Genomic DNA, 21,218 nt, shown 5'->3' on the forward strand with positions numbered 1-21,218 from the left:
CAGAGAAACGTAACCGAGTAAGAAAAGCAACTAGGTAATCTTTTGTTGTGCGGGGTCCGGGGCTGTGGGCGTGGGGTCGGGTGTGGGCTCGGGTGCGGCGGCCACCGGTGCGGCGGCGGCCGTCGCCAGCAGCTTCAGCGCCAGCGCCCGGTTGCGCCGAGCGGTCCGCAGTGCGTCCCAGGTCAGCAGTGACAGCGCCAGCCAGACCAGGGCGAACCCGGCCCATCGCTCGGGCGGCATCGACTCGTGGAAGTAGAGGACGCCGAGGCCGAACTGGAAGACCGGGGCCAGATACTGGAGCAGCCCCAGCGTGGACAACGGCACCCGGACCGCCGCCGCGCCGAAGCAGATCAGCGGGACCGCCGTGACGATGCCCGTCGCCGCGAGCAGGAATCCGTGCCCCGCGCCCCCGGCCGTGAACGTCGACGCGCCGGTGGCGGCCAGCCAGAGCAGGAAGCCGAGCGCGGGCACGAAGAGCACTGCGGTCTCGGCGGCCAGGGACTCCAGGCCGCCCATGTTCACCTTCTTCTTCACCAGGCCGTACGTGGCGAAGGAGAACGCCAGCACCAGCGAGATCCAGGGCGGCTTGCCGTAACCGATCGCCAGGACGAGGACGGCGAGCAGACCCGTGGCGACCGCGGCCCACTGCACCGGGCGCAGCCGTTCGCCCAGCAGCAGGACGCCCATGGCGATGGTGACCAGCGGATTGATGAAGTAGCCGAGCGAGGCCTCGACGACCTGGCCGTTGTTCACGGCCCAGATGTAGAGGCCCCAGTTGACGGTGATGGTCGCCGCCGCGACCGTTATGAGGCCCAGTTTGCGGGGATCGCGGGCCAGCTCGCCGATCCAGGCCCAGCGGCGTACGACCAGGAGCGCGACGGCGACGACGCCGAGCGACCAGACCATCCGGTGGGCGAGGATCTCGATCGCCCCGGACGGCTTCAGCAGCGGCCAGAAGAGGGGGACGATGCCCCACATCCCGTATGCGCCGATTCCGTACAGCAGGCCTGTCCGCTGTTCGTTCTTGCCCTCCACGTGCTTGCCCTCCACGTGCCCTCCCGGCCCGCCCTCACCGGCGGATCCGCCGACGGCACGACGGTAACGCCGGAAGGGCTTCGTGTCATAGCCGTCTCACGGAAACACTCATGACAGTGCTGGCTGCGGTGGACGTGGGGCGAGGGCGGGGAGGGGGCGCGTCGAGGCTCAGGCGGCGGACAGGGCGGCGCGCACGGTCTCGGCGAGGGGCGTCGTCGGGCGGCCGATGAGCCGGGCGAGGTCGCCGCTCGTCCCCGCGAGCCGCCCGCGCCCGATCGCCTCGTCCACGTCGGCGAGGATCGCCGCGAAGCCCTCGGGCAGTCCCGCGCCGACCAGGATCTCCTGGTGCGCGGCGGCCGGGACGTTCTTGTACGCGATCTCCTCGCCGGTCAGCTCGGACAGCAGCGCGGCGTACTCGGCGAGCGACCAGGCGGTGTCGCCGCTCAGCTCGTAGGCCGTGTTCAGGTGGCCGTCACCGGTGAGCACGGCGGCTGCCGCGGCGGCGTAGTCGGCCCGGGCGGCGGAGGCGATGCGGCCCTCGCCCGCGTTGGAGACGACCGCGCGGTGCGCCAGGACCGGGGCCAGGTTGGCGGTGTAGTTCTCCGTGTACCAGCCGTTGCGCAGGAAGGTGTACGGCAGCCCGGAGTCGAGGATCAGCTGCTCGGTGGCCCGGTGCTCGTCGGCCAGCGTGAAGTCCGCGTCCGGCCCGCCGAGGATGCCCGTGTACGCGAGCCGGGCGACGCCCGCCGCCTTCGCCGCGTCGATGACCACGGTGTGCTGCGCCACCCGCTTGCCCACCTCGCTGCCGGAGATCAGCAGCACCCGGTCACCGGACCGGAAGGCTCCGGCGAGGGTCTCGGGGCGGCTGTAGTCCGCGATGCGCAGCTCCACGCCCCGGGCGGCGAGCGCGGCGGCCTTCTCCTTGTCGCGCACGACCGCGACGACCTCGCCGGCCGGGACCGTGGCCAGCAGGGCGTCGACGACGAGGCGGCCGAGTGCGCCAGTGGCTCCGGTGACAACGATGCTCATGGGGGGGTTCTCCGATTTCGGTGATCTGGTCCGCTTCTGCGCTTCCGCGCTTCCGCGCTTCCGTGCTTTCGTCACAACCCTAGGGGAAGCGCTAACCAAGAGAAAGTACCCACTTTGAAGTAAGGTACTGGCATGACAGTGAGCGCAACCGGGGACGTCAACGTGACGGGGAACGTCAAGCAGCCCATGTGCCCCTCCAGGCTGGTCCTGGAGCATGTGACGAGCCGCTGGGGTGTGCTCGTCCTGGCGGCACTGCTGGAGCGTTCGTACCGCTTCAGCGAACTGCGCCGCGAGGTGGGCGGGGTCAGCGAGAAGATGCTGGCCCAGACCCTTCAGACGCTGGAGCGCGACGGATTCGTCCACCGGGACGCGAAGCCGGTGATCCCGCCGCGGGTGGACTATGCGCTGACCCCGCTCGGCGTCGATGCCGCCGAGCGGGTGTGGGCGCTCGCCCGCTGGACCGAACGCCAGGTGGACGCGGTGCAGGCGGCGCGCGAGGCATACGACGAGGCCCGGGCCTGATCCCGTGGGGATCGGGCCCGGGCCTCGCCGGGCGGTACGCGTACGGTCCTCGTTCGGCAGCGGCCTCGGCCCGAGTCCTGGCCGGAGCGCTCAGCCTCGGCCTCAGCCGATGACCGTCCAGGTGTCGTTGCCCGCGAGCAGCGAGCCGAGGTCACCTTTGCCGTCGCGCTCGACGGCGGCGTCCAGCTGGTCCGACATCAGCGTGTCGTAGACGGGCCGCTCGACGCTGCGCAGCACCCCGATCGGGGTGTGGTGCAGGGTGTCCGCGTCGGCGATCCGCGACAGCGCGAACGCCGTCGTGGGCGATTCCGCGTGGGCGTCGTGGACGAGGACCTGCGAGCGGTTCTCCTCCGTGACGGCCACGACCTTGAGATCACCGGTGGCCGGATCGCGGACGACGCCCTTGGGCTCCTGGGAGCCGAAGAGGATCGGCTGTCCGTGTTCGAGGCGGATGACGGCCTCGGCGGCCTGTTCCTTGTCCTTGAGGACCTCGAAAGCGCCGTCGTTGAAGATGTTGCAGTTCTGGTAGATCTCCACCAGTGCCGTGCCCGAGTGCTCGGCGGCCGCGCGCAGCACGCTCGTGAGGTGCTTACGGTCGGAGTCGACCGTCCGCGCCACGAACGTGGCCTCCGCGCCGATGGCGAGGGACACCGGGTTGAAGGGCGCGTCGAGCGACCCCATCGGCGTCGACTTGGTGATCTTGCCCAGCTCGGAGGTGGGGCTGTACTGGCCTTTCGTCAGCCCGTAGATCCGGTTGTTGAACAGGAGGATCTTGAGGTTGACGTTGCGGCGCAGGGCGTGGATGAGGTGGTTGCCGCCGATGGAGAGCGCGTCGCCGTCACCGGTGACCACCCACACCGACAGGTCGCGGCGGGAGGTGGCGAGCCCGGTCGCGATGGACGGGGCGCGGCCGTGGATGGAGTGCATCCCGTACGTGTTCATGTAGTACGGGAAGCGGGAGGAGCAGCCGATGCCGGAGACGAAGGTGATGTTCTCCTTCGCGAGCCCCAGCTCCGGCATGAAGCCCTGGACGGCGGCGAGGACCGCGTAGTCGCCGCAGCCGGGGCACCAGCGCACTTCCTGGTCGGACTTGAAGTCCTTCATGGACTGCTTCGCCTCGGCCTTGGGCACCAGCTGCAGCAGTTCGTTGTGCCGCAGTTCGTCGGTGTCAGGCATCGATGGCCTCCTTGAGAGCCGTGGCGAGCTGCTCTGCCTTGAACGGCATTCCATTGACCTGGTTGTAGCTGTGGGCGTCCACCAGATACTTCGCCCTCAGCAGCATCGCGAGCTGGCCGAGATTCATCTCCGGCACGACGACCTTGTCGTAGCGCTTCAGCACCTCACCGAGATTCTTCGGGAAGGGGTTGAGGTGGCGCAGATGGGCCTGGGCGATGGGCGCGCCCGCTGCCCGCAGCCGGCGCACGGCGGCGGTGATCGGCCCGTACGTCGACCCCCAGCCGAGCACCAGGGTGGCCGCCCCGGCCGGGTCGTCGACCTGGAGGTCGGGGACCTCGATGCCGTCGATCTTCGCCTGGCGGGTGCGGACCATGAAGTCGTGGTTGGCCGGGTCGTAGGAGATGTTGCCGGTGCCGTCCTGCTTCTCGATCCCGCCGATGCGGTGTTCGAGGCCGGCCGTCCCGGGAATGGCCCAGGGGCGGGCCAGGGTCTGCGGGTCGCGCTTGTAGGGCCAGAAGACCTCGGTGCCGTCGGCCAGGGTGTGGTTCGGGCCGGTGGCGAAGGACGTCTTCAGATCGGGCAGCGTCGCCGTGTCCGGGATGCGCCAGGGCTCGGAGCCGTTGGCGAGATAGCCGTCGGAGAGCAGGAAGACCGGGGTCCGGTAGGTCAGGGCGATCCGGGCCGCGTCGATCGCGGCGTCGAAGCAGTCGGCCGGGGTCTGCGGGGCCACGATCGGGACCGGGGCCTCGCCGTTGCGCCCGAACATCGCCTGGAGCAGATCGGCCTGCTCGGTCTTGGTCGGCAGCCCGGTGGACGGTCCACCGCGCTGGATGTCGATGATCAGCAGCGGCAGTTCCAGGGAGACCGCGAGACCGATCGTCTCCGACTTCAGCGCCACCCCGGGGCCGGACGTCGTCGTGATGCCCAGCGCCCCGCCGAACGCCGCACCGAGCGCCGCACCGATCCCGGCGATCTCGTCCTCGGCCTGGAAGGTCCGCACACCGAAGTTCTTGTGCCGGGACAGCTCGTGCAGGATGTCCGAGGCCGGGGTGATCGGATACGACCCCAGGTAGAGCGGCAGGTCCGCCAGCTGCCCGGCGGCGATCAGGCCGTAGGACAGGGCGAGGTTCCCCGAGATGTTGCGGTAGGTGCCGGTGGGGAAGGCGTGCGACGCCGGGGCGACCTCGTAGGAGACCGCGAAGTCCTCGGTCGTCTCGCCGAAATTCCACCCGGCCCGGAAGGCGGCCACGTTCGCCTCGGCGATCTGCGGCTTCTTCGCGAACTTCTGCCGCAGGAACGTCTCCGTCCCCTCGGTCGGCCGGTGGTACATCCACGACAGCAGACCCAGCGCGAACATGTTCTTGGACCGCTCGGCCTCCTTGCGGGGGAGTCCGAACTCCTTCAGCGCCTCCAGCGTCAGCGTCGTCAGCGGCACCGGATGGACGTTGTAGGCCTCCAGCGAACCGTCCTCCAGCGGACTGGTCGCGTACCCCACCTTCGCCATCGGCCGCTTGGTGAACTCGTCGGTGTTCACAATGATTTCCGCGCCGCGCGGTACGTCGTCGATGTTCGCCTTCAGTGCGGCGGGGTTCATCGCGACCAGGACGTTGGGGGCGTCGCCCGGGGTCAGAATGTCGTGATCGGCAAAGTGGAGCTGGAAGGAAGAGACCCCCGGCAGGGTGCCGGCGGGGGCCCGGATCTCGGCCGGGAAGTTCGGCAGGGTGGAGAGATCGTTGCCGAAGGAAGCGGTCTCCGAGGTGAACCGGTCACCCGTGAGCTGCATACCGTCACCCGAGTCGCCCGCGAAACGGATGATCACCCGGTCCAGGCGACGGATTTCCTTCCCGTCGCCGCCCGTGGTTCCCGTCGTACCTGACAGGGGGGCTCGCTGACCCCCGAGGACGGCGTCATTGGCCTCATCGGCCTTCTCTGCCGCGCTACTGACCTGGCTCGTCACTGAACTGGACCTCCCTTGGGGCGGCGGTTCGGAACCGTCCGGCCAGCCGGCGATCCCAGAGGCCACCCTACGTCCGCGTAGGTGGCCCTCCAGGGACCGATCATATGGTGGACGCTGTTTTGAGACACCCTTTCCGTAAGGTTTGTCACCTTTCGTAGCCCCCCGATCATGGGATGGACGTGGCTGAGCTCTGGGTCTTTGGTCCTAGGCCCCCTCGCCCTCCCTGCGGCCCTCCCTCTCGCCCTCCCTCGGCCCTTCTGCCGCTCTCCCTCGGTCAGAGGTGCCCGTCCGGCGCCCGCCGGACACCCCTGGACCTGCGCCGTGCTCCCGGAGCGCTCCCGGAGCGCTTCCGGCGTGCGGCCCCCGGGGGTCCGCCGGGAGCTCGCGCCCCACCTCCGGCTTTCACCCATATCTGACAGGGTGTCAGATCGCTAGGAATTCAGGTAGGTCAGCACGGCGAGGACGCGCCGGTGGTCCCCGTCGCTGGGCGAGAGCCCCAGCTTCAGGAAGATGTTGCTGACATGCTTCTCGACCGCCCCGTCGCTCACCACGAGCTGCCGCGCGACGGCGGAGTTCGTCCGGCCCTCGGCCATCAGTCCGAGGACCTCCCGCTCACGCGGGGTCAGCCCGGCCAGCACGTCCTGCTTCCGGCTGCGGCCCAGCAACTGCGCCACCACCTCCGGGTCCAGCGCCGTCCCGCCCTGCGCCACCCGGACGACGGCGTCCACGAACTCGCGGACCTCGGCCACCCGGTCCTTCAGCAGATACCCCACCCCCCGGCTGCTGCCCGCCAGCAGCTCGGTGGCGTACTGCTCCTCCACGTACTGGGAGAGGACCAGCACCCCGATGTCCGGGTAGTCCTTCCGCAACCGCACCGCCGCGCGCACCCCCTCGTCGGTGTGCGTCGGCGGCATCCGCACATCGGCGACCACCACATCGGGAAGCGCCTGCTGGGCGTCGAGCTCCGCCACGGTCTTGAGCAGCGCCTCCGCGTCCCCGACCCCCGCGACCACGTCGTGCCCGAGATCGGTGAGCAGACGGGTGAGCCCCTCCCTGAGCAGGACCGAATCCTCGGCGATGACCACGCGCACCCTGTTCTCCACGTTCTCCACGACTGCGAGTCCCCCACTGTTCCGAATATGCCGCGTTCCCCGCGACCCCGCGCGCACCACGCCCGACCACCGCGCGCCGCGCCCCGACCGCTCAAGCATCCCAGGACCCGGACACGGATGGGGAGCCTGTGGATAACCCACGCGGACCGGGAGTACGGCCCCCTGCGCACCGGGCGACGCACCGGGTGACGCCCCGGGCGCTCACGGCTGTACGCCCCGTCGCCCGGACCGAGGGTCCGGGCGACGGGGCGTGTGCGACGAAGCGTGTGCGACGGGTACGGGGCGTGTGCGGACGGGTGAGGCAGAGGCGGTTCGGGCGTCAGCCGCGCCAGGGCAGCTCGGCCGTGACCGTCGTCGGGCCACCGGCCGGGGAGTCGACCACGAGGACCCCGTCCACCGCGTCCAGCCGCTCCGTCAGCCCGGCCAGTCCGCCGCCCGCCGACGACGACGCCCCGCCCCGGCCGTTGTCCGTGACCTGGAGCATCAGCCGGTCGGCCGCCCGCCACACGTCGACCGTGGCCCGGGTCGCCCGGGCGTGCTTGCTGACGTTCTGGAGCAGCTCCGAGACGGTGAAGTACGCGATGCCCTCGATCGCCTGCGCGGGCCGCGCGTCCAGGTCCACCTCGACCGTCACGGGCACGGTGCAGCGGGAGGCGATGGCGGACAGCGCGGCGTCCAGGCCCCGGTCGGTGAGGACGGCCGGGTGGATCCCGCGGGCCAGGTCACGCAGCTCCTGAAGGGCCACCTTCACCTCGCCGTGCGCCTCGTCCACCATGCGGGCCGCGGCCTCGGGGTCGTCGGTCAGCTTCTCCTTCGCCAGGCCCAGATCCATCGCGAGGGCGACCAGGCGGGCCTGCGCTCCGTCGTGCAGGTCGCGCTCGATGCGGCGCAGGTCGGCGGCGGCGGTGTCCACGACCACGCCCCGGTCCGACTCCAGCTCGGAGACCCGGGTGGCCAGCCGCGACGGGCCCAGCAGACCGGTGACCATCAGCCGGTCCACCGTCAGCAGACCCCGCACGATCCACGGCGCCGCCAGCACCAGCACCAGGCCCACCGCCCCGGTCACCGCCAGCTCGCCGGGCGAGTCCAGATACTCCTGGTGGGTGCTGTCCCCGTACAGCTGGAGGCCGCCCTGCCCACCGAACACCGGGAAGAGCCAGAACCACAGCGGGTACGTCAGCGCCGCCAGGCCGTACGTCCAGAACGAGATCGCGACGACGAACGTGAACGTCGCCCACGGGAAGTGCAGCAGCGCGTACAGCAGGTGCCGCCAGGACACCCCGCTCTTGAGAACCGCGCCCATCCAGGACATCGGACCGCCGGTCTTCCCCCGCACCCGCTCCGGATCCGCCACCTCCACCCGCAGCAGCCCGCGCGCCCGGTGCCGCTCCAGCGCACCGAACCCCCGGCAGACGGCGAGACCGGCCGCGAGGACCGGAATCCCGATGAAGGTGACCAGCAGACCCGCGCTCATCGACGTCATGGTGACCGCGAAGACGAACATCACCGTGCTGAGCGGGAAGCTCAGCAGCGCGTAGAGGAGCTCGCGCCAGGCACGGGCCTCCAGCGGCGCACGCAGCGGCGCCGGGAGGAAGTGCTTCGCCGGGGTGCTCGGGGTGTTCGCCCCGAAGCCGGGTCCGGAACCCTGATGCTCCCGGTCCCGCGTGTCCGGTCCGTATGCCGTGGCCATGAGTCCCCGTCCGTTCCGTCTCTGTCTCAGTCTCTCAGTGGGCTGTGCGTGGGGCGTGCGCCGTGATGGCGCGGAGGCGGCCCGTCACACCACGGACCGTTCTCCCTCAAGGGTGCTGGCCGGCGGCCTTCCGCACCATGAGGTCCCTCTCCGTATCCGCCCGGGGGTTTTCCCCACCCCCCGGGCGGACAGCGGGTCAGGGGTCAGCGGTCAGGGGTCAGGGGTCAGACAGCCGGCCGGACGGCGGTCCGGTCGCGCCAGGGCAGCTCGGCGGTGACGGTCGTCGGCCCGCCCTCCGGCGAGTCCAGGACGAACACCCCGTCGACCGCGTCGAGCCGCTCGGCGAGCCCCGCCAGCCCCGTACCACCGCCGTCCATCCGGGCCCCGCCCCCGCCGTCGTCCGTGACCTGGAGCATCAGCCGGTCCTCCGAACGCCACACATCGACGGAGGCCGACCGCGCGCCGCTGTGCTTGCTGATGTTCTGGAGCAGCTCCGAGACGGTGAAGTACGCGATCCCCTCGATCGCCTCCGCCGGACGCCCCCGAAGCCCCACCGACACCTTGACCGGGACCGTGCAGCGGGAGGCGATGGCGGAGAGCGCGGCGTCCAGGCCCCGGTCGGTGAGGACGGCCGGGTGGATCCCGCGGGCCAGGTCGCGCAGCTCCTGAAGGGCCACCTTGATCTCGCCGTGTGCCTCGTCGACCATGCGGGCCGCGGCCTCGGGGTCGTCCGTGAGCTTCTCCTTGGCGAGGCCGAGCCCCATGGCGAGGGCGACCAGGCGGGCCTGAGCTCCGTCGTGCAGGTCGCGCTCGATCCGGCGCAGGTCGGCGGCGGCGGTGTCCACGACCACGCCCCGGTCCGACTCCAGCTCGGCGATGCGCCGCTCCAGCTCGTCCGAGGGCGACAGCAGCCCGCGCGCCATCGCCCGGTCCACCGCCGTCAGCCCCCGCGTGATGAACGGCAGCACCGGCCACAGGACGAACAGGCTCACCAGCGTCACCGCGAACGTCAGCACCCCCCACGGCAGTCGGATGAACCCGTACAGCAACGCCCGCCAGCCCACCGGGTCCTTCAGCCCCGCCCACAGCCGGGCGAAGACCCCCTGGTCCCGGTGGCCGCGCGCCAGCGGACTCGGCTCCTCGACCCGTACGCCGAGCATCCCCCGCGCCCGCCGCCGCTCCAGCCGGCCCAGCAGCCGGGAACCCTGGAGCCCGCCGACCAGCAGCGGCAGACCGATCACCGTGACGGAGAGCCCGGCGCCGACGGCGATCACCAGGACCGTGTAGACGAACCCGACGACGGCCAACGGCAGATTGGCGAGCAGATACGCGACCTCCCGCCAGGTCCACCGGTCGAGGGCGAAGCGGGCCGGCGGCAGCCGGTCGGGGTCCGGCACGGAAGGGCTCATGGTCATACCCCCAGCCTGCCGGGCCGCGCCCGCGCACACCATGGGGCTCATGGGTGGGGTGAAGTAGGGATAACCCCACCCGATGCCCGACGCGGCTGCTTACGCTCCGTTTAGCAGGCCCTAGACTCCCGTGCGTACAGAACAGGTACGCGGGACAGATGCGGACAACGAAGGAGCGAGGGGCGGACGTGGCCGACGTGACCGACGTTACGGACGTGACCGGCGTGGCGGACGCGGAAGGCATGACCGGAGTGGCGGACGCGGCAGGTACGACCGGCGTGTCCGGCGGCCCGGTGGACGGACCCACCGCACTCGCGTCGGAGTACTTCCAGAGCTACTCGGTCATCGGCCTGCTCGCCCTCGTCGGCGTCCTGTTCGTCGCCGTGGCCTTCGGCGCCGGGCGACTGCTGCGCCCCGTCGTCCCCACCCCGGAGAAGCTCCTCACCTACGAATGCGGCGTCGACCCGGTCGGCGAGGGCTGGGCGCACACCCAGGTCCGCTACTACGTCTACGCGTTCCTCTACGTGATCTTCGCGGTCGACTCCATCTTCCTGTTCCCGTGGGCCACGGTGTTCGCGGCGCCCGGATACGGGGCGACGACCCTGGTCGAAATGTTCATCTTCCTCGGCTTCCTGGCCGTGGGACTGCTCTACGCATGGAAGAAGGGCGTCCTCGCATGGGCCTGACGAGCCGGCCGACCCCCGAGTCCCAGCAGCCCGCGCCCCCGGCCCCGCCCCGGTCCTCGCCCGACCCGGTCCTCCTCCCCGAGCCGAAGCGCCTCGGCGTGCTCTCCCGGCTCGCACCGGAGCCGATGAAGGTCGTCCTCAACTGGGGCCGCCGCTACAGCCTCTGGGTCTTCAACTTCGGACTCGCCTGCTGCGCCATCGAGTTCATCGCCGCTTCCATGGCACGCCACGACTTCATCCGGCTGGGCGTGATCCCGTTCGCGCCGGGCCCCCGTCAGGCCGACCTCATGATCGTGTCCGGCACGGTGACGGACAAGATGGCCCCGGCCGTGAAGCGGCTGTACGAGCAGATGCCCGAACCGAAGTACGTCATCTCCTTCGGCGCCTGCTCCAACTGCGGCGGCCCCTACTGGGACTCGTACTCCGTCACCAAGGGCGTCGACCAGATCATCCCCGTCGATGTGTACGTACCCGGCTGCCCGCCCCGGCCCGAGGCGCTGCTCCAGGGCATTCTCAAGCTCCAGGAGAAGATCGCGCGCGAATCCCTCGCCGAGCGGTACGCCACCGGGGCGACGGGCGGCGGCGCGTCCACCGAGGCCCTGCGCAGCGGCCTGGTCGCCGCACCGGCAGCGGCTCCGAACCCGGACGGGGAGGGGCAGCGATGAACGACCGCGACCAGCACGCGGAATCCGCGGCGGCCGAGGCCTACGACCGGCTGCCGGACGCGGTCACCGACCTGTTCGGCGACGAGGCCACGGCGGAGTCGGCCTACGACCTGCTGACCGTCGACGTCCCCGCCACCGCCTGGCTCACCGCGCTGCGGACAGCCCGCGACGAACTCGGGTGCAGCTACTTCGACTGGCTCAGCGCCGTGGACGAACCGGGTGCCGGCTTCCGCGTCTGCGCCCATGTCGCGGCCCTGGGCACGGGTACGGTGCGGCGGCTGATGGTACGGACGACCGTGCCGCACGACGCGGCGGTCCTGCCCAGCGCCATCGACGTCTACGCGGGCGCCGCGTGGCACGAGCGCGAGACGCACGAGATGTTCGGCGTCGCGTTCGACGGCCACCCCCATCTCGTACCGCTGCTCCTGCCGGAAGGCTTCGAGGGCCACCCGCTGCGCAAGGACTTCGTCCTGGCCGCGCGCGTGGCCAAGGCCTGGCCCGGGGCGAAGGAACCGGGGGAGCCGGCGGAGGGCCACACCGGCCCCAAGCGCCGCGCGATGCTCCCGCCCGGGGTCCCCGACCCGAACGAATGGGGCCCCTTGAAGGGCCAACTCCCCCCGGCCGCCGCCCGCCCCGCCCGGACAGCCCGCACGGCAGCCGACCGCCCGCCCCGCCGCACCCGCACCGCGGCCGAGGGCTCGGCGGCACAACGCCCGACGGCACCCGGCACGGACGCCCCGACGGCACCCGGCACGGACGCCCCGACGGCGCCCGGCACGAGCGCTCCGACGGCGCCCGGTGGGGCCGCCCCCGTGACGCCGGAGGCATCCGCACCCCCGGCGACCCGCCCGCGTCGCTCCCGGTCGGCCTCGGGCGGTTCGGCCAGCCAGCGTCCGGCGTCGGACGCACCGTGGCACGACGCCCGACCGGCCTTCGACGAAGACGAACCGGAAGCCACATCCCAGCCCCTCCGGCGTTTGAGGAGCGGGGGCACGGGGGCGGAGCCCCCGGTTCGGGAAGGGGCGGGCAGGGGAGAAGCCCCGCGCAGCGGCGACCCCACCCCCAGCAACGCCACCGAGCCCGCAGCCGCAACCGAGCCCGCACCCACGGACGAGCCCGCACCGACGGACGACTCCACCCCCGACGACTCCACCCCCGACAAGTCCACCCCCGACAAGCCCACCCCAGAGCACCCCGCCGGAGGCGATCCCGAGTGAACGACGCTCTCGACGTCGCCCTCCGCCTGGCCATCGTCTTCGTCGTGTTCCTGGTCGCCCCCCTCCTCGTGGGCCAGACGGAACACAAGGTGATGGCCCACATGCAGGGCCGCCTGGGCCCCATGTACGCGGGCGGCTTCCACGGCTGGGCCCAGCTCGTCGCGGACGGCGTGAAGTTCGCGCAGAAGGAGGACGTGGTCCCGGCCGCCGCCGACCGCCGCGTCTTCCAGCTCGCCCCCGCCGTCGCTCTCCTCCCGTACCTTCTCGTCCTCGTGGTCATCCCCGTCGGCCCCGGCGACGGCGCGGTCGGCCAGGTCGTCGACGCGGGCATCTTCTTCGTGCTCGCCGTCATGGGCATCGGCGTCCTCGGCTCGCTCATGGCGGGCTGGGCATCGGCCAACAAGTTCTCCCTTCTCGGCGGCCTCCGTACCGCCGCGCAGCTCCTCTCCTACGAGCTGCCGATGCTCCTGGCCGCCGCCTCCGTGGCCATGGCGGCCGGGACGGTCTCGCTCACCGGCATCCTCGACGCCTTCGAGTGGTGGTGGCTGCCCTGGCAGATCGTCGGCGCCCTGGTCTTCTTCGTGGCCGGTCTCGCCGAGCTCCAGCGCCCGCCGTTCGACATGCCGGTGGCCGACTCCGAGATCATTTTCGGCGCGTACACCGAGTACACCGGCCTGCGCTTCGCCCTGTTCCTCCTCGCCGAGTACGCGGGCATCGTCATCCTGTGCGCCCTGACCACCGTCCTCTTCCTCGGCGGCTGGCACGGCCCGTTCGGCGCCGACGGACTCGGCTGGCTCTGGACCCTCCTCAAGACCGCCCTCCTCGCGTTCGTCATCATCTGGCTGCGCGTCAGCTACCCGCGTCTGCGTGAGGACCAGTTGCAGAAGCTCGCCTGGACCACCCTCGTCCCGCTCGCCCTCGCGCAGATCGCGCTCACCGGCATCGTGAAGGTGGCGATCAACTGATGCCCCCGATCCCCGGATCAGGCCTGGCCAAAGGCCTTGCCGTCACCCTGCGCACGATGACGAGGAAGACCGTCACCGCGCAGTACCCGGACACCCAGCCCGAACTCCCGCCCCGCTCCCGCGGCGTCATCGGGCTGTTCGAGGAGAACTGCACGGTCTGCATGCTCTGCGCCCGTGAGTGCCCCGACTGGTGCATCTACATCGACTCCCACAAGGAGACGTCGCCGCCCGCCGCCCCCGGCGGCCGTGAGCGCAGCCGGAACGTCCTCGACCGTTTCGCCATCGACTTCTCCCTCTGCATGTACTGCGGCATCTGCATCGAGGTGTGCCCCTTCGACGCGCTGTTCTGGTCGCCCGAGTTCGAGTACGCGGAGACGGACATCCACGAACTCACCCATGAGCGCGACAAGCTCCGCGAGTGGATGTGGACCGTGCCGGAGCCGCCTGCCCTCGACCCCGGGGCCGAGGAGCCGAAGGAGATCGCCGCCGCCCGCAAGACGGCCGACAAACTCGCCGCCCAGCAGGCCCAGCAGGCCCAGCAGGACGAGAAGGGAGGAACCCCGTGATGCTGCACACCGCACCTCCTCTGCTCACCGCCACCGCTGCCGCAGGCGACCACCCCGGCTTCCTCTCCCCGTCCGGCGTCGAGATCGCGTTCCTCCTGGTCGGCCTCGCCACCCTCGGCGCCGCCGTCATCACCGTCACGACGAAGCAGTTGGTGCACGCCGCGCTCTGGCTCGTCGTCGCGCTCGGCGGACTGGCCGTCGAGTACCTCCTGCTCACCGCGGAGTTCATCGCCTGGGTCCAGGTCCTGATCTACGTCGGTTCCATCGTCGTCCTCCTCCTCTTCGGCCTGATGCTCACCCGGGCCCCCATCGGCCGCTCCCCGGACGCCGATTCGGGCAACCGGTGGGTCGCCCTCGGGGTGGCCGCCGCCACGGCAGCCGCCCTCGTCTGGGTCGTGGTCGACGCCTTCCGTACGACCTGGATCGACCTCGACGGGCCGGCCCAGGGCTCGACCGCCGTCACCGGAGCCTTCCTCTTCCGGAACTGGGTCCTCCCCTTCGAGGCGCTCTCCGTCCTCCTGCTCGCCGCCCTCGTCGGCGCGATCGTCCTGTCCCGCAAACGCGACACGGACACGGGAGTGGGCGCGGGCACGGGCACGGGCACGAACACCACGGCCCGCCCCGGCACGCCCGGCCCGCCCGGCGCATCCGGCACGCCCGGCCAGGAGGAGCAGAGCTGATGCACCTTGCCTATCCCGCCGTACTCGCGGCCCTCCTCTTCTGCGTCGGCCTCTACGGCGTCCTCGCCCGCCGCAACGCGATCCTGGTCCTGATGTCCGTCGAGCTGATGCTCAACGCCGTCAACCTCAACCTCGTCGCCTTCGACGTCTGGCTCCGCGACACCCTCCACTCCGGCCAGGCCCTCACGCTCTTCACCATCGCCATCGCCGCCGCCGAGATCGGCATCGGCCTCGCGATCGTCTTGGCCGTCTACCGCAACCGGGGCAGCTCCGACATCGACCGGCTCCGCGACACCGCCGAGACCGACGAAGCCGAGACGCTCCCCGACGAAGGCGACACGGACGCCAGGGACGACGGGAACGACGGGAACACCGGGAACGACGGGAACACCGGGAACGACAGGGGCGACGGGAACGACGGGAAGCCAGGGAAGACGAAGAAGGCAGAGGCCACCACGTGACCACCACGACCCTCGCCGCCCTCGTCCCCCTCCTCCCGTTCCTCGGCGCCGTCGCCGGGCTCGCCGTCGGCCGCACCGCCCCCGGCTTCGTCCGCCCGCTGGCGATCCTCCCGACCCTCACCGCCGCTGTTCTCGCCGTGATCGTCGCGGTCCGCCAGGGCGGCGGCCGGGCCATCGACGCCGCGACCCAGCTCACCCCCACCGGCTCGGTCCCGATCGACCTGGCGCTGCACCTCGACGGCTTCGCCGTTCTGGTCGCCGTCCTCGTCACCGTCGTCGCCACCTGCGTACAGCTCTACTCCACGGCCTACCTCCGCGACGACGCCCGCTACCCCTCCTACGCGGCCCTCGTCTCCCTCTTCACCTCCGCGATGCTCCTGGTCGTCTACTCCGGCGACCTGATGGTGCTCCTGGTCGGCTGGGAGATCATGGGCATCTGCTCGTACTTCCTCGTCGGCCACTACTGGGAGACGCCCGAGGCCCGGGCCGCCTCCCTCAAGGCCTTCCTGGTCACCAAGCTCGGCGATGTCCCCTTCCTGATCGGGCTGTTCGCACTCGCCGCCGACACCGGCAGCTTCCGGATCACCAAGATCCTCGCCGCCGTCGGCAACGGCGGACTCGACCACCCCACCCTCATCGCCCTGCTGCTCCTCGCGGGCGTCGCGGGCAAGTCGGCCCAGTTCCCCCTGCACACCTGGCTGCCCGACGCGATGGCCGGCCCCACCCCCGTCTCCGCGCTCATCCACGCCGCGACGATGGTCGCCGCCGGCATCTACTTCGTGGCCCGCCTGCTGCCCGTCTTCGCGGCCTCCGGCACGGCGCTCGTCGTCCTCGCCGTGATGGCCGCCGTCACGATGATCGGGTCCGGGCTCGCCGCCCTCGCCCAGGACGACATCAAGCGCGTCCTCGCCTACTCGACGATCGGTCAGCTCGGCTACATGTCGGGCGCCCTCGCCGTCGGCGACCGGGGCGCCGCCGTCTTCCACCTGATCTCGCACGGTGCGTTCAAAGCCGTCCTCTTCCTCGCCGCGGGTGTCGTCATCCACGCCGCGGGCACCAACTCACTGGCCGCCATGTCCCGGATGGGCGGCCTCGCCCGCCGCGTCCCGGACGCCTACTGGACGATGACCGTCGCCCTCCTGGCGCTGGCCGCCATTCCGCCGTTCGCCGGCTTCTTCTCCAAGGAAGCCGTTCTCTTCGCCGCCGAGCACACCGCCCTCGGGGACCGGACCGTCGCCCCGGCCGCCGCCGGCTGGACGATCCTGATCGCCGGGCTCCTCGCCGCCGTCCTCACCGCCGCCTACGCCGTACGCCTCTGGCTCCTCGCCTTCCGGGGCCGCGGGGCCGAAGTCCCCGACCACGGCCGGCAGCCCGTCGCCATGACCTCCGTCCTGTGGATCCTGGCCGTCCCCACCATCGGCTTCGGTCTCACCGCCGGTGCTATCGGCGACTGGTTCGACGGGCACGCCCTCACCCCGTCCCTCACCACCGCCGTCCTGTCCACCGGCGTCGGCCTCGTCGGCGGGCTCGTCACCTACGGCGCCTGGCGGCACACCACCGCCCTCGCCGCCCGCATCCCCATCGGCGCCGTCGTCGCCCACCCCGGTGCCGAACCCGCCCTCGTCGAAGCCGAGGCCATGACGTCCCACACCGCCGTCTACGGCACCATCGCGGACGCCGACGACCCGGCCGACCCGGGACGACTCCTCCTGGGCCCGCTCCACCGCCACGCGGTCACCGGCTTCCACCTCGACGCCCTCTACACGGCGCTGTTCGTCCGGCCCGTCCAGGGAGCCGCCCGCCTCGTCCGCTTCCTGGACCGCGAGGTCGTCGACACCTACGTCAACGGATCGGGCGCCGTCACCCGCTTCCTCGGCACCGCCGTCCGCCGGGCCCAGACCGGCAACGTGCAGACCTACGCCGGCGCCCTGCTCGCCGGGTCCCTCGTCCTGGCGATCGCCGCCGTCGTCTTCGCCAACGTCAACGCGGGGTCGTGACCGTGATCGATATCAGTGCGTCCGTGATGCAGTTCCTTCTGGCGTTCATCGTCGTCGCCCCGCTCCTCGGCGCCGTCGCGGCCCTGCTCCCCGCCCCGCCCTGGCTCAAGGGGAAGAACCCCGACCAGGCCGTGCTCCGCCACGGTGTGACCGTCACCGGCGCCGTGCTCATCGCCGCGATCGTCCTGGCCGCCGGCTTCGACCACGACCACCCCGCCACGATGCAGGCGACCACCGACATCAGCTGGATCCCGGCGCTCGACGTCCGCATCCACCTCGGCATCGACGGCATCTCGCTCCCCCTCCTGCTCCTGACCGCGCTGCTGACTTTCCTCTGCGCGCTGTACAGCTACTTCAAGCTGCCTGCGGGCCCCTCACCGAAGGCCTTCGTCGCCCTCGTCCTCGTCCTGGAATCCGGCACTCTCGCCACCTTCGCCGTCCTCGACCTGCTGCTCTTCTTCCTCGCCTTCGAGATGGTCCTCATCCCGATGTACTTCCTCATCGCCCGGTGGGGCGGCGGCCAACGGCAGGCGGCCGCCTGGAAGTTCATCCTCTACACGCTGCTCGGCTCGGTCATCATGCTGCTGGGCCTCCTCCTCATCGGGCTGAAGAGCGGCACCTTCGACATGGTGGCACTCGCCACTGACAACGGCCGGGGCCTCACCACATCCGTGCAGGTCATCGCCGTACTCGCGATCGGTCTCGGCCTCGCCGTGAAGACCCCGATGTGGCCCCTGCACAGCTGGCTCCCCGACGCCCACACCGCCGCCCCCACCGTCGGGTCGGTGCTCCTCGCGGGCGTCCTGCTGAAGATGGGAACGTACGGATTCGTCCGGATCCTGCTCCCCATCGCCCCCGACGGCATGCGGACCTTCGCGCCCTACCTCGCCGCGTTCGCCGTCGTCGGCATCGTCTACGGATCCCTCGCCTGCCTGGCCCTGGCCCGTACCGGCGCCAAGGGCGACCTCAAGCGGCTCATCGCCTATTCGTCCGTCGGCCACATGGGCTTCGTCCTCCTCGGCATCGCCACCATGACCCCCACCGGAGTCAACGGCGCGCTCTTCGCCAACATCGCCCACGGCCTCATCACCGGCCTGCTGTTCTTCCTGGTCGGCGCCATCAAGGACCGCTACGGCACCGCCGACCTCGACACCCTCGCCGGAGCGACCGGGGCCGCCCTCTACGGCCGGGCCCCCCGCCTCGGCGCGCTGCTCGCCTTCGCCGCCGTCGCCTCGCTCGGCCTGCCCGGACTCGCCGGATTCTGGGGCGAGATGCTCACCCTGTTCGGCGCGTACAGCCCTGCCGAGGGCCTCAGCCGCCCCGCGTTCCGCACCTTCATGGCCATCGGCGCGTTCGGCACCCTGCTCACCGCCGCGTACATGCTCATCGTCGTCCGCCGCGTCTGCATGGGCGAACACGCGCCCCACTCCCCGCTGTCGCCCGACGACCGGACCCCGCGACCGGCGGACGGCCCCCAGCCGTCCGGGGTCGCCGGGGCCCGACCCGCCACCACTCCGCAGCTCGCCGACATCCGGACGTACGAAGCCGTCGCCTGGACCCCGCTCGCCGCGCTCACCGTCCTCGCCGGCCTCTGGCCCGCCGTCCTCCTCGGCCTCACCGACCCGGCCGTGCAGCAGCTCCTCGCAGGAGGCAAGTCGTGACCGCGGACCTCGGCACCACCCCGGGCCTGACCACCTCCGACCTCGCCGCCGCCGGAAGCCTCGTCGGGCACACCGTCGCGGCCGACGCCCCCAGCGTCGTCCAGTCCATCGACTGGCTCGCCATCGCGCCCCCCACCCTCACCGCGCTGGCCGCCCTGATCGTCCTCGTCGCCGACCTGTTCCTGCCCGCGCACCGCAAACAGCTCCTCGGCTACGGGGCCCTCACCGCGCTCGCCGCCGCCCTGGCGCTCCTGATCCCCCTGCGGGCCGGGGACCGGTCCACCTTCTGCGTCAGCACCGGCACCCAGGCCTGCAGCTACACCGCCGACCACTTCACCCTCGTCATCCAGGCCCTCGTCCTGGGCGGCGCGTTCCTCACCGTCCTGCTCTCGCTCGACGACACCCGCAAACTGCCGGCGGGGGAGTACTGGTTCCTGCTCCTGGCCTCCGCCGCCGGGGCCGCCCTGCTGCCCGCCTCCCGCGACCTCGCCACGCTCGTCGTCGCCCTCGAAGTCGCCTCGCTGCCCGCGTTCGCCCTCGTCGGCATCAAGCGCGGCGACCGGCGCTCCTCCGAGGCCGCGCTGAAGTTCTTCCTCTCCTCCGTCGTCGCCACCGCCGTCATGCTGCTCGGCGTCAGCTTCGTGTACGCGACCACCGGCACCCTGCACCTCACCGAGATCGCCGCCCGCCTCGGCGACGTGCCCCCGGTGCTCGACACCCTCGCCAAGACCGGTGTGGCCCTCACTCTCGTCGGCTTCGCCTTCAAGACCGCCGCCGCGCCCTTCCACTTCTGGGTCCCCGACACCTACGTCGGCGCGCCCCTCCCGATCGCCGCCTACCTCTCCGTCGTGGGGAAGGCCGTCGGGTTTTCGGGGCTCATTCTGGTGACCGTCATCGCGTTCCCCTCCTATGCCGACGTCTGGGGGCCCGCACTCGCTGTGCTCGCCGCGCTCACCATGACCGTCGGCAACGTCGCGGCCCTCCGCCAGAACGCCTCCCGCGCCCGCAGCGCCGTCCGCCTCCTCGCCTGGTCCTCGGTCGCCCAGGCCGGCTACCTCCTGGTCCCGATCGCCGCCGCCGCGTACTCCACCGGCGACCAGATCGGCTCCACGGTGGCGTACGCCCTCATGTACGCCGTCGTGAACCTGGGCGCGTTCGCGGTCGCCGCCCTCGTCGCCCGTACGCACCCCGGCAACCGGCTCTCCGACTACCGGGGCCTGTACGCCACCCGGCCCCTCGCGGCCCTGGCGCTCGGCTTCTTCCTGCTCTGCCTGGCCGGACTGCCGCCCGGCATCATCGGGCTCTTCGCGAAGGTCACCGTCTTCTCCGCGGCGGTCGACGCGGGCCTCGGCTGGCTCGCCGTCGTCATGGCCGTCAACGTGGTGATCGCTCTCTACTACTACCTTCAGTGGACCGCGATCCTCTTCCGGGCCCCGGACGAGGCCCCGGACAAGGCCTCGGAAACGGCCGAGGCGGCCACCGGCGCCGCAGCCCCCGCCCCGGCGCGCCGATTCCGCGCCCCCGCCCCTCTCACCACGGCGATCGTCCTCACCGCCGCCGCCGGAATCCTGCTCTCCGGGGTCCCGCAAACCGTCCTGCGCTTCGCCTCCGTGACCCTCTTCTGAGCCTCTTCCGAGCCCTCCCGGGCCCGCAAGATCGGTTTGCCCACGGCCCCCGCCACAGGGCATGGTCTTGGCTGCATACGTCACGAAATCGGCGTGGACGTGTCGGTAACAAGAGGAGAGAGAGCAGTGCTGAACGGGTTCAAGGACTTCATCCTGCGCGGGAACGTCATCTCCATGGCGATCGGTCTCGCGGTCGGGGCCGCCTTCACCGCCGTCGTCACGGGCTTCAGCAACGCCTTCATCACCCCGCTGATCGGCCTCGCCACCCGAGGCACCGGAGACTTCAGCAAGGCCACCTTCAAAGTCGACGGCGTCACGTTCCCCTACGGCCTCTTCATCAGCGCCGCCATCGCCTTCCTGATCACCGCCGCGGTGCTGTACTTCTTCGTCGTCGTCCCCATGGCCAAGGTGCAGAACCGCTTCACCAAGGAGCAGGAAGAGGCCGTCGACATCAAGGCCGCCCTCCGCGACTGCCCGCGCTGCTTCAGCGAGATCCCCGCCGTCGCCTCCCGCTGCGGCCACTGCACCAGCGAGGTCGAGCCCGACTCCGAGGCACTCTCCCTCGCCAAGCTCCCCGCACAGCAGCACTGACAGCACCCCCGCACAGCAGCACTGACACACCCCCGCACCACCGCGCCACGACGACGCCCCGCCACCCGTACGGCCCAGCGCCACTCCGTACGGGGCCGGGGGTCCGACCGGCGTGAACACGCGGCACGACCCCCGCCCTCCGGCCGCACGCACAAGGGAACTAGCTCCTGTCGC

At 71.4% G+C, this 21,218-nt stretch carries 19 protein-coding genes; 12 read left to right on the top strand and 7 right to left on the bottom strand.

Going from position 1 to position 21,218, the window contains the following annotated elements; all coding sequences use genetic code 11:
* Positions 1 to 30: 30 nt before the first annotated feature.
* A complete protein-coding gene (gene rarD / locus ACIQPT_RS09645) occupies positions 31 to 1,035 on the bottom strand; it encodes an EamA family transporter RarD (RefSeq protein WP_401154658.1) in 1,005 nt (334 codons plus the stop codon).
* Between the two features lie 168 nt (positions 1,036 to 1,203).
* Positions 1,204 to 2,064: an SDR family oxidoreductase gene (locus tag ACIQPT_RS09650; RefSeq protein ID WP_401154417.1), complete on the bottom strand. Its 861-nt coding sequence runs from the start codon at positions 2,062 to 2,064 to the stop codon at positions 1,204 to 1,206.
* A 132-nt stretch (positions 2,065 to 2,196) separates the two neighbouring features.
* Here ACIQPT_RS09650 and ACIQPT_RS09655 point away from each other — a divergent pair, with 132 nt between their 5' ends.
* Positions 2,197 to 2,586, top strand: a complete 390-nt coding sequence (locus ACIQPT_RS09655; protein ID WP_401154419.1) for a winged helix-turn-helix transcriptional regulator — start codon at positions 2,197 to 2,199, stop codon at positions 2,584 to 2,586.
* 102 nt (positions 2,587 to 2,688) lie between these two features.
* On the opposite strand, the gene ACIQPT_RS09660 is transcribed toward ACIQPT_RS09655, so the two are convergent.
* The 5 genes from ACIQPT_RS09660 to ACIQPT_RS09680 all read right to left on the bottom strand — a co-directional run bounded on the left by ACIQPT_RS09660 (position 2,689) and on the right by ACIQPT_RS09680 (position 9,936).
* The gene (locus tag ACIQPT_RS09660; protein WP_401154421.1) at positions 2,689 to 3,762 is read right to left on the bottom strand and encodes a 2-oxoacid:ferredoxin oxidoreductase subunit beta; all 1,074 of its coding nucleotides are present in this window, start codon (positions 3,760 to 3,762) and stop codon (positions 2,689 to 2,691) included.
* Positions 3,755 to 5,719, bottom strand: a complete 1,965-nt coding sequence (locus tag ACIQPT_RS09665; RefSeq protein WP_401154423.1) for a 2-oxoacid:acceptor oxidoreductase subunit alpha — start codon at positions 5,717 to 5,719, stop codon at positions 3,755 to 3,757. The genes ACIQPT_RS09660 and ACIQPT_RS09665 overlap by 8 nt, the downstream gene beginning before the upstream one ends.
* Before the next feature lie 431 nt (positions 5,720 to 6,150).
* On the bottom strand, positions 6,151 to 6,810 hold the full coding sequence (locus tag ACIQPT_RS09670; protein ID WP_401154660.1) for a response regulator: 660 nt from the start codon (positions 6,808 to 6,810) through the stop codon (positions 6,151 to 6,153).
* 340 nt (positions 6,811 to 7,150) lie between these two features.
* A complete protein-coding gene (locus tag ACIQPT_RS09675) occupies positions 7,151 to 8,521 on the bottom strand; it encodes a sensor histidine kinase (RefSeq protein ID WP_401154425.1) in 1,371 nt (456 codons plus the stop codon).
* 224 nt (positions 8,522 to 8,745) lie between these two features.
* Complete coding sequence (locus ACIQPT_RS09680; protein ID WP_401154427.1) at positions 8,746 to 9,936, bottom strand: sensor histidine kinase; 1,191 nt, start codon at positions 9,934 to 9,936, stop codon at positions 8,746 to 8,748.
* Positions 9,937 to 10,172: 236 nt separating this feature from the next.
* Between ACIQPT_RS09680 and ACIQPT_RS09685 the strand changes: the two genes are divergently transcribed.
* From ACIQPT_RS09685 to mscL, 11 genes are all read left to right on the top strand, one after another.
* Positions 10,173 to 10,616 carry an NADH-quinone oxidoreductase subunit A gene (locus tag ACIQPT_RS09685; RefSeq protein ID WP_401154662.1) on the top strand — a complete coding sequence of 148 codons (444 nt, stop codon included), beginning with the start codon at positions 10,173 to 10,175 and terminating at the stop codon, positions 10,614 to 10,616.
* The gene (locus ACIQPT_RS09690) at positions 10,607 to 11,281 is read left to right on the top strand and encodes an NADH-quinone oxidoreductase subunit B (protein WP_401154429.1); all 675 of its coding nucleotides are present in this window, start codon (positions 10,607 to 10,609) and stop codon (positions 11,279 to 11,281) included. Before ACIQPT_RS09685 ends, ACIQPT_RS09690 begins: the two co-directional genes overlap by 10 nt.
* Positions 11,278 to 12,498 (top strand): NADH-quinone oxidoreductase subunit C, encoded by a 1,221-nt coding sequence (locus ACIQPT_RS09695; RefSeq protein ID WP_401154431.1) that lies wholly within the window; start codon positions 11,278 to 11,280, stop codon positions 12,496 to 12,498. The genes ACIQPT_RS09690 and ACIQPT_RS09695 overlap by 4 nt, the downstream gene beginning before the upstream one ends.
* A complete protein-coding gene (locus ACIQPT_RS09700) occupies positions 12,495 to 13,463 on the top strand; it encodes an NADH-quinone oxidoreductase subunit H (RefSeq protein ID WP_401154432.1) in 969 nt (322 codons plus the stop codon). The genes ACIQPT_RS09695 and ACIQPT_RS09700 overlap by 4 nt, the downstream gene beginning before the upstream one ends.
* Entirely contained in the window at positions 13,463 to 14,029 is a 567-nt protein-coding gene (locus ACIQPT_RS09705; RefSeq protein ID WP_401154434.1) for a NuoI/complex I 23 kDa subunit family protein, read from the top strand. The genes ACIQPT_RS09700 and ACIQPT_RS09705 overlap by 1 nt, the downstream gene beginning before the upstream one ends.
* Entirely contained in the window at positions 14,029 to 14,709 is a 681-nt protein-coding gene (locus ACIQPT_RS09710; protein WP_401154436.1) for an NADH-quinone oxidoreductase subunit J, read from the top strand. Before ACIQPT_RS09705 ends, ACIQPT_RS09710 begins: the two co-directional genes overlap by 1 nt.
* The gene (gene nuoK, locus ACIQPT_RS09715) at positions 14,709 to 15,170 is read left to right on the top strand and encodes an NADH-quinone oxidoreductase subunit NuoK (RefSeq protein ID WP_401154438.1); all 462 of its coding nucleotides are present in this window, start codon (positions 14,709 to 14,711) and stop codon (positions 15,168 to 15,170) included. Before ACIQPT_RS09710 ends, nuoK begins: the two co-directional genes overlap by 1 nt.
* The gene (locus ACIQPT_RS09720; protein WP_401154440.1) at positions 15,167 to 17,167 is read left to right on the top strand and encodes an NADH-quinone oxidoreductase subunit L; all 2,001 of its coding nucleotides are present in this window, start codon (positions 15,167 to 15,169) and stop codon (positions 17,165 to 17,167) included. The genes nuoK and ACIQPT_RS09720 overlap by 4 nt, the downstream gene beginning before the upstream one ends.
* Entirely contained in the window at positions 17,164 to 18,828 is a 1,665-nt protein-coding gene (locus ACIQPT_RS09725) for an NADH-quinone oxidoreductase subunit M (RefSeq protein WP_401154442.1), read from the top strand. Before ACIQPT_RS09720 ends, ACIQPT_RS09725 begins: the two co-directional genes overlap by 4 nt.
* Positions 18,825 to 20,453 carry an NADH-quinone oxidoreductase subunit N gene (locus ACIQPT_RS09730; protein WP_401154444.1) on the top strand — a complete coding sequence of 543 codons (1,629 nt, stop codon included), beginning with the start codon at positions 18,825 to 18,827 and terminating at the stop codon, positions 20,451 to 20,453. Before ACIQPT_RS09725 ends, ACIQPT_RS09730 begins: the two co-directional genes overlap by 4 nt.
* A 126-nt stretch (positions 20,454 to 20,579) precedes the next feature.
* On the top strand, positions 20,580 to 21,044 hold the full coding sequence (gene mscL / locus ACIQPT_RS09735) for a large conductance mechanosensitive channel protein MscL (protein ID WP_401154446.1): 465 nt from the start codon (positions 20,580 to 20,582) through the stop codon (positions 21,042 to 21,044).
* The last annotated feature ends 174 nt before the right edge of the window (positions 21,045 to 21,218 follow it).

The organism is Streptomyces sp. NPDC091289 (genome assembly GCF_044757365.1).
Classification (GTDB): domain Bacteria; phylum Actinomycetota; class Actinomycetes; order Streptomycetales; family Streptomycetaceae; genus Streptomyces.

Coding starts and splice junctions, on each gene's coding strand:
- ACIQPT_RS09690 (WP_401154429.1), top strand. CDS start 10,607: ATGGGCCTGACGAGCCGGCCGACCCCCGAGTCCCAGCAGCCCGCGCCC.
- ACIQPT_RS09710 (WP_401154436.1), top strand. CDS start 14,029: ATGCTGCACACCGCACCTCCTCTGCTCACCGCCACCGCTGCCGCAGGC.
- ACIQPT_RS09650 (WP_401154417.1), bottom strand. CDS start 2,064: ATGAGCATCGTTGTCACCGGAGCCACTGGCGCACTCGGCCGCCTCGTC.
- ACIQPT_RS09705 (WP_401154434.1), top strand. CDS start 13,463: ATGCCCCCGATCCCCGGATCAGGCCTGGCCAAAGGCCTTGCCGTCACC.
- ACIQPT_RS09655 (WP_401154419.1), top strand. CDS start 2,197: ATGACAGTGAGCGCAACCGGGGACGTCAACGTGACGGGGAACGTCAAG.
- ACIQPT_RS09675 (WP_401154425.1), bottom strand. CDS start 8,521: ATGGCCACGGCATACGGACCGGACACGCGGGACCGGGAGCATCAGGGT.
- ACIQPT_RS09660 (WP_401154421.1), bottom strand. CDS start 3,762: ATGCCTGACACCGACGAACTGCGGCACAACGAACTGCTGCAGCTGGTG.
- ACIQPT_RS09685 (WP_401154662.1), top strand. CDS start 10,173: ATGACCGGAGTGGCGGACGCGGCAGGTACGACCGGCGTGTCCGGCGGC.
- nuoK (WP_401154438.1), top strand. CDS start 14,709: ATGCACCTTGCCTATCCCGCCGTACTCGCGGCCCTCCTCTTCTGCGTC.
- ACIQPT_RS09695 (WP_401154431.1), top strand. CDS start 11,278: ATGAACGACCGCGACCAGCACGCGGAATCCGCGGCGGCCGAGGCCTAC.
- ACIQPT_RS09680 (WP_401154427.1), bottom strand. CDS start 9,936: ATGACCATGAGCCCTTCCGTGCCGGACCCCGACCGGCTGCCGCCGGCC.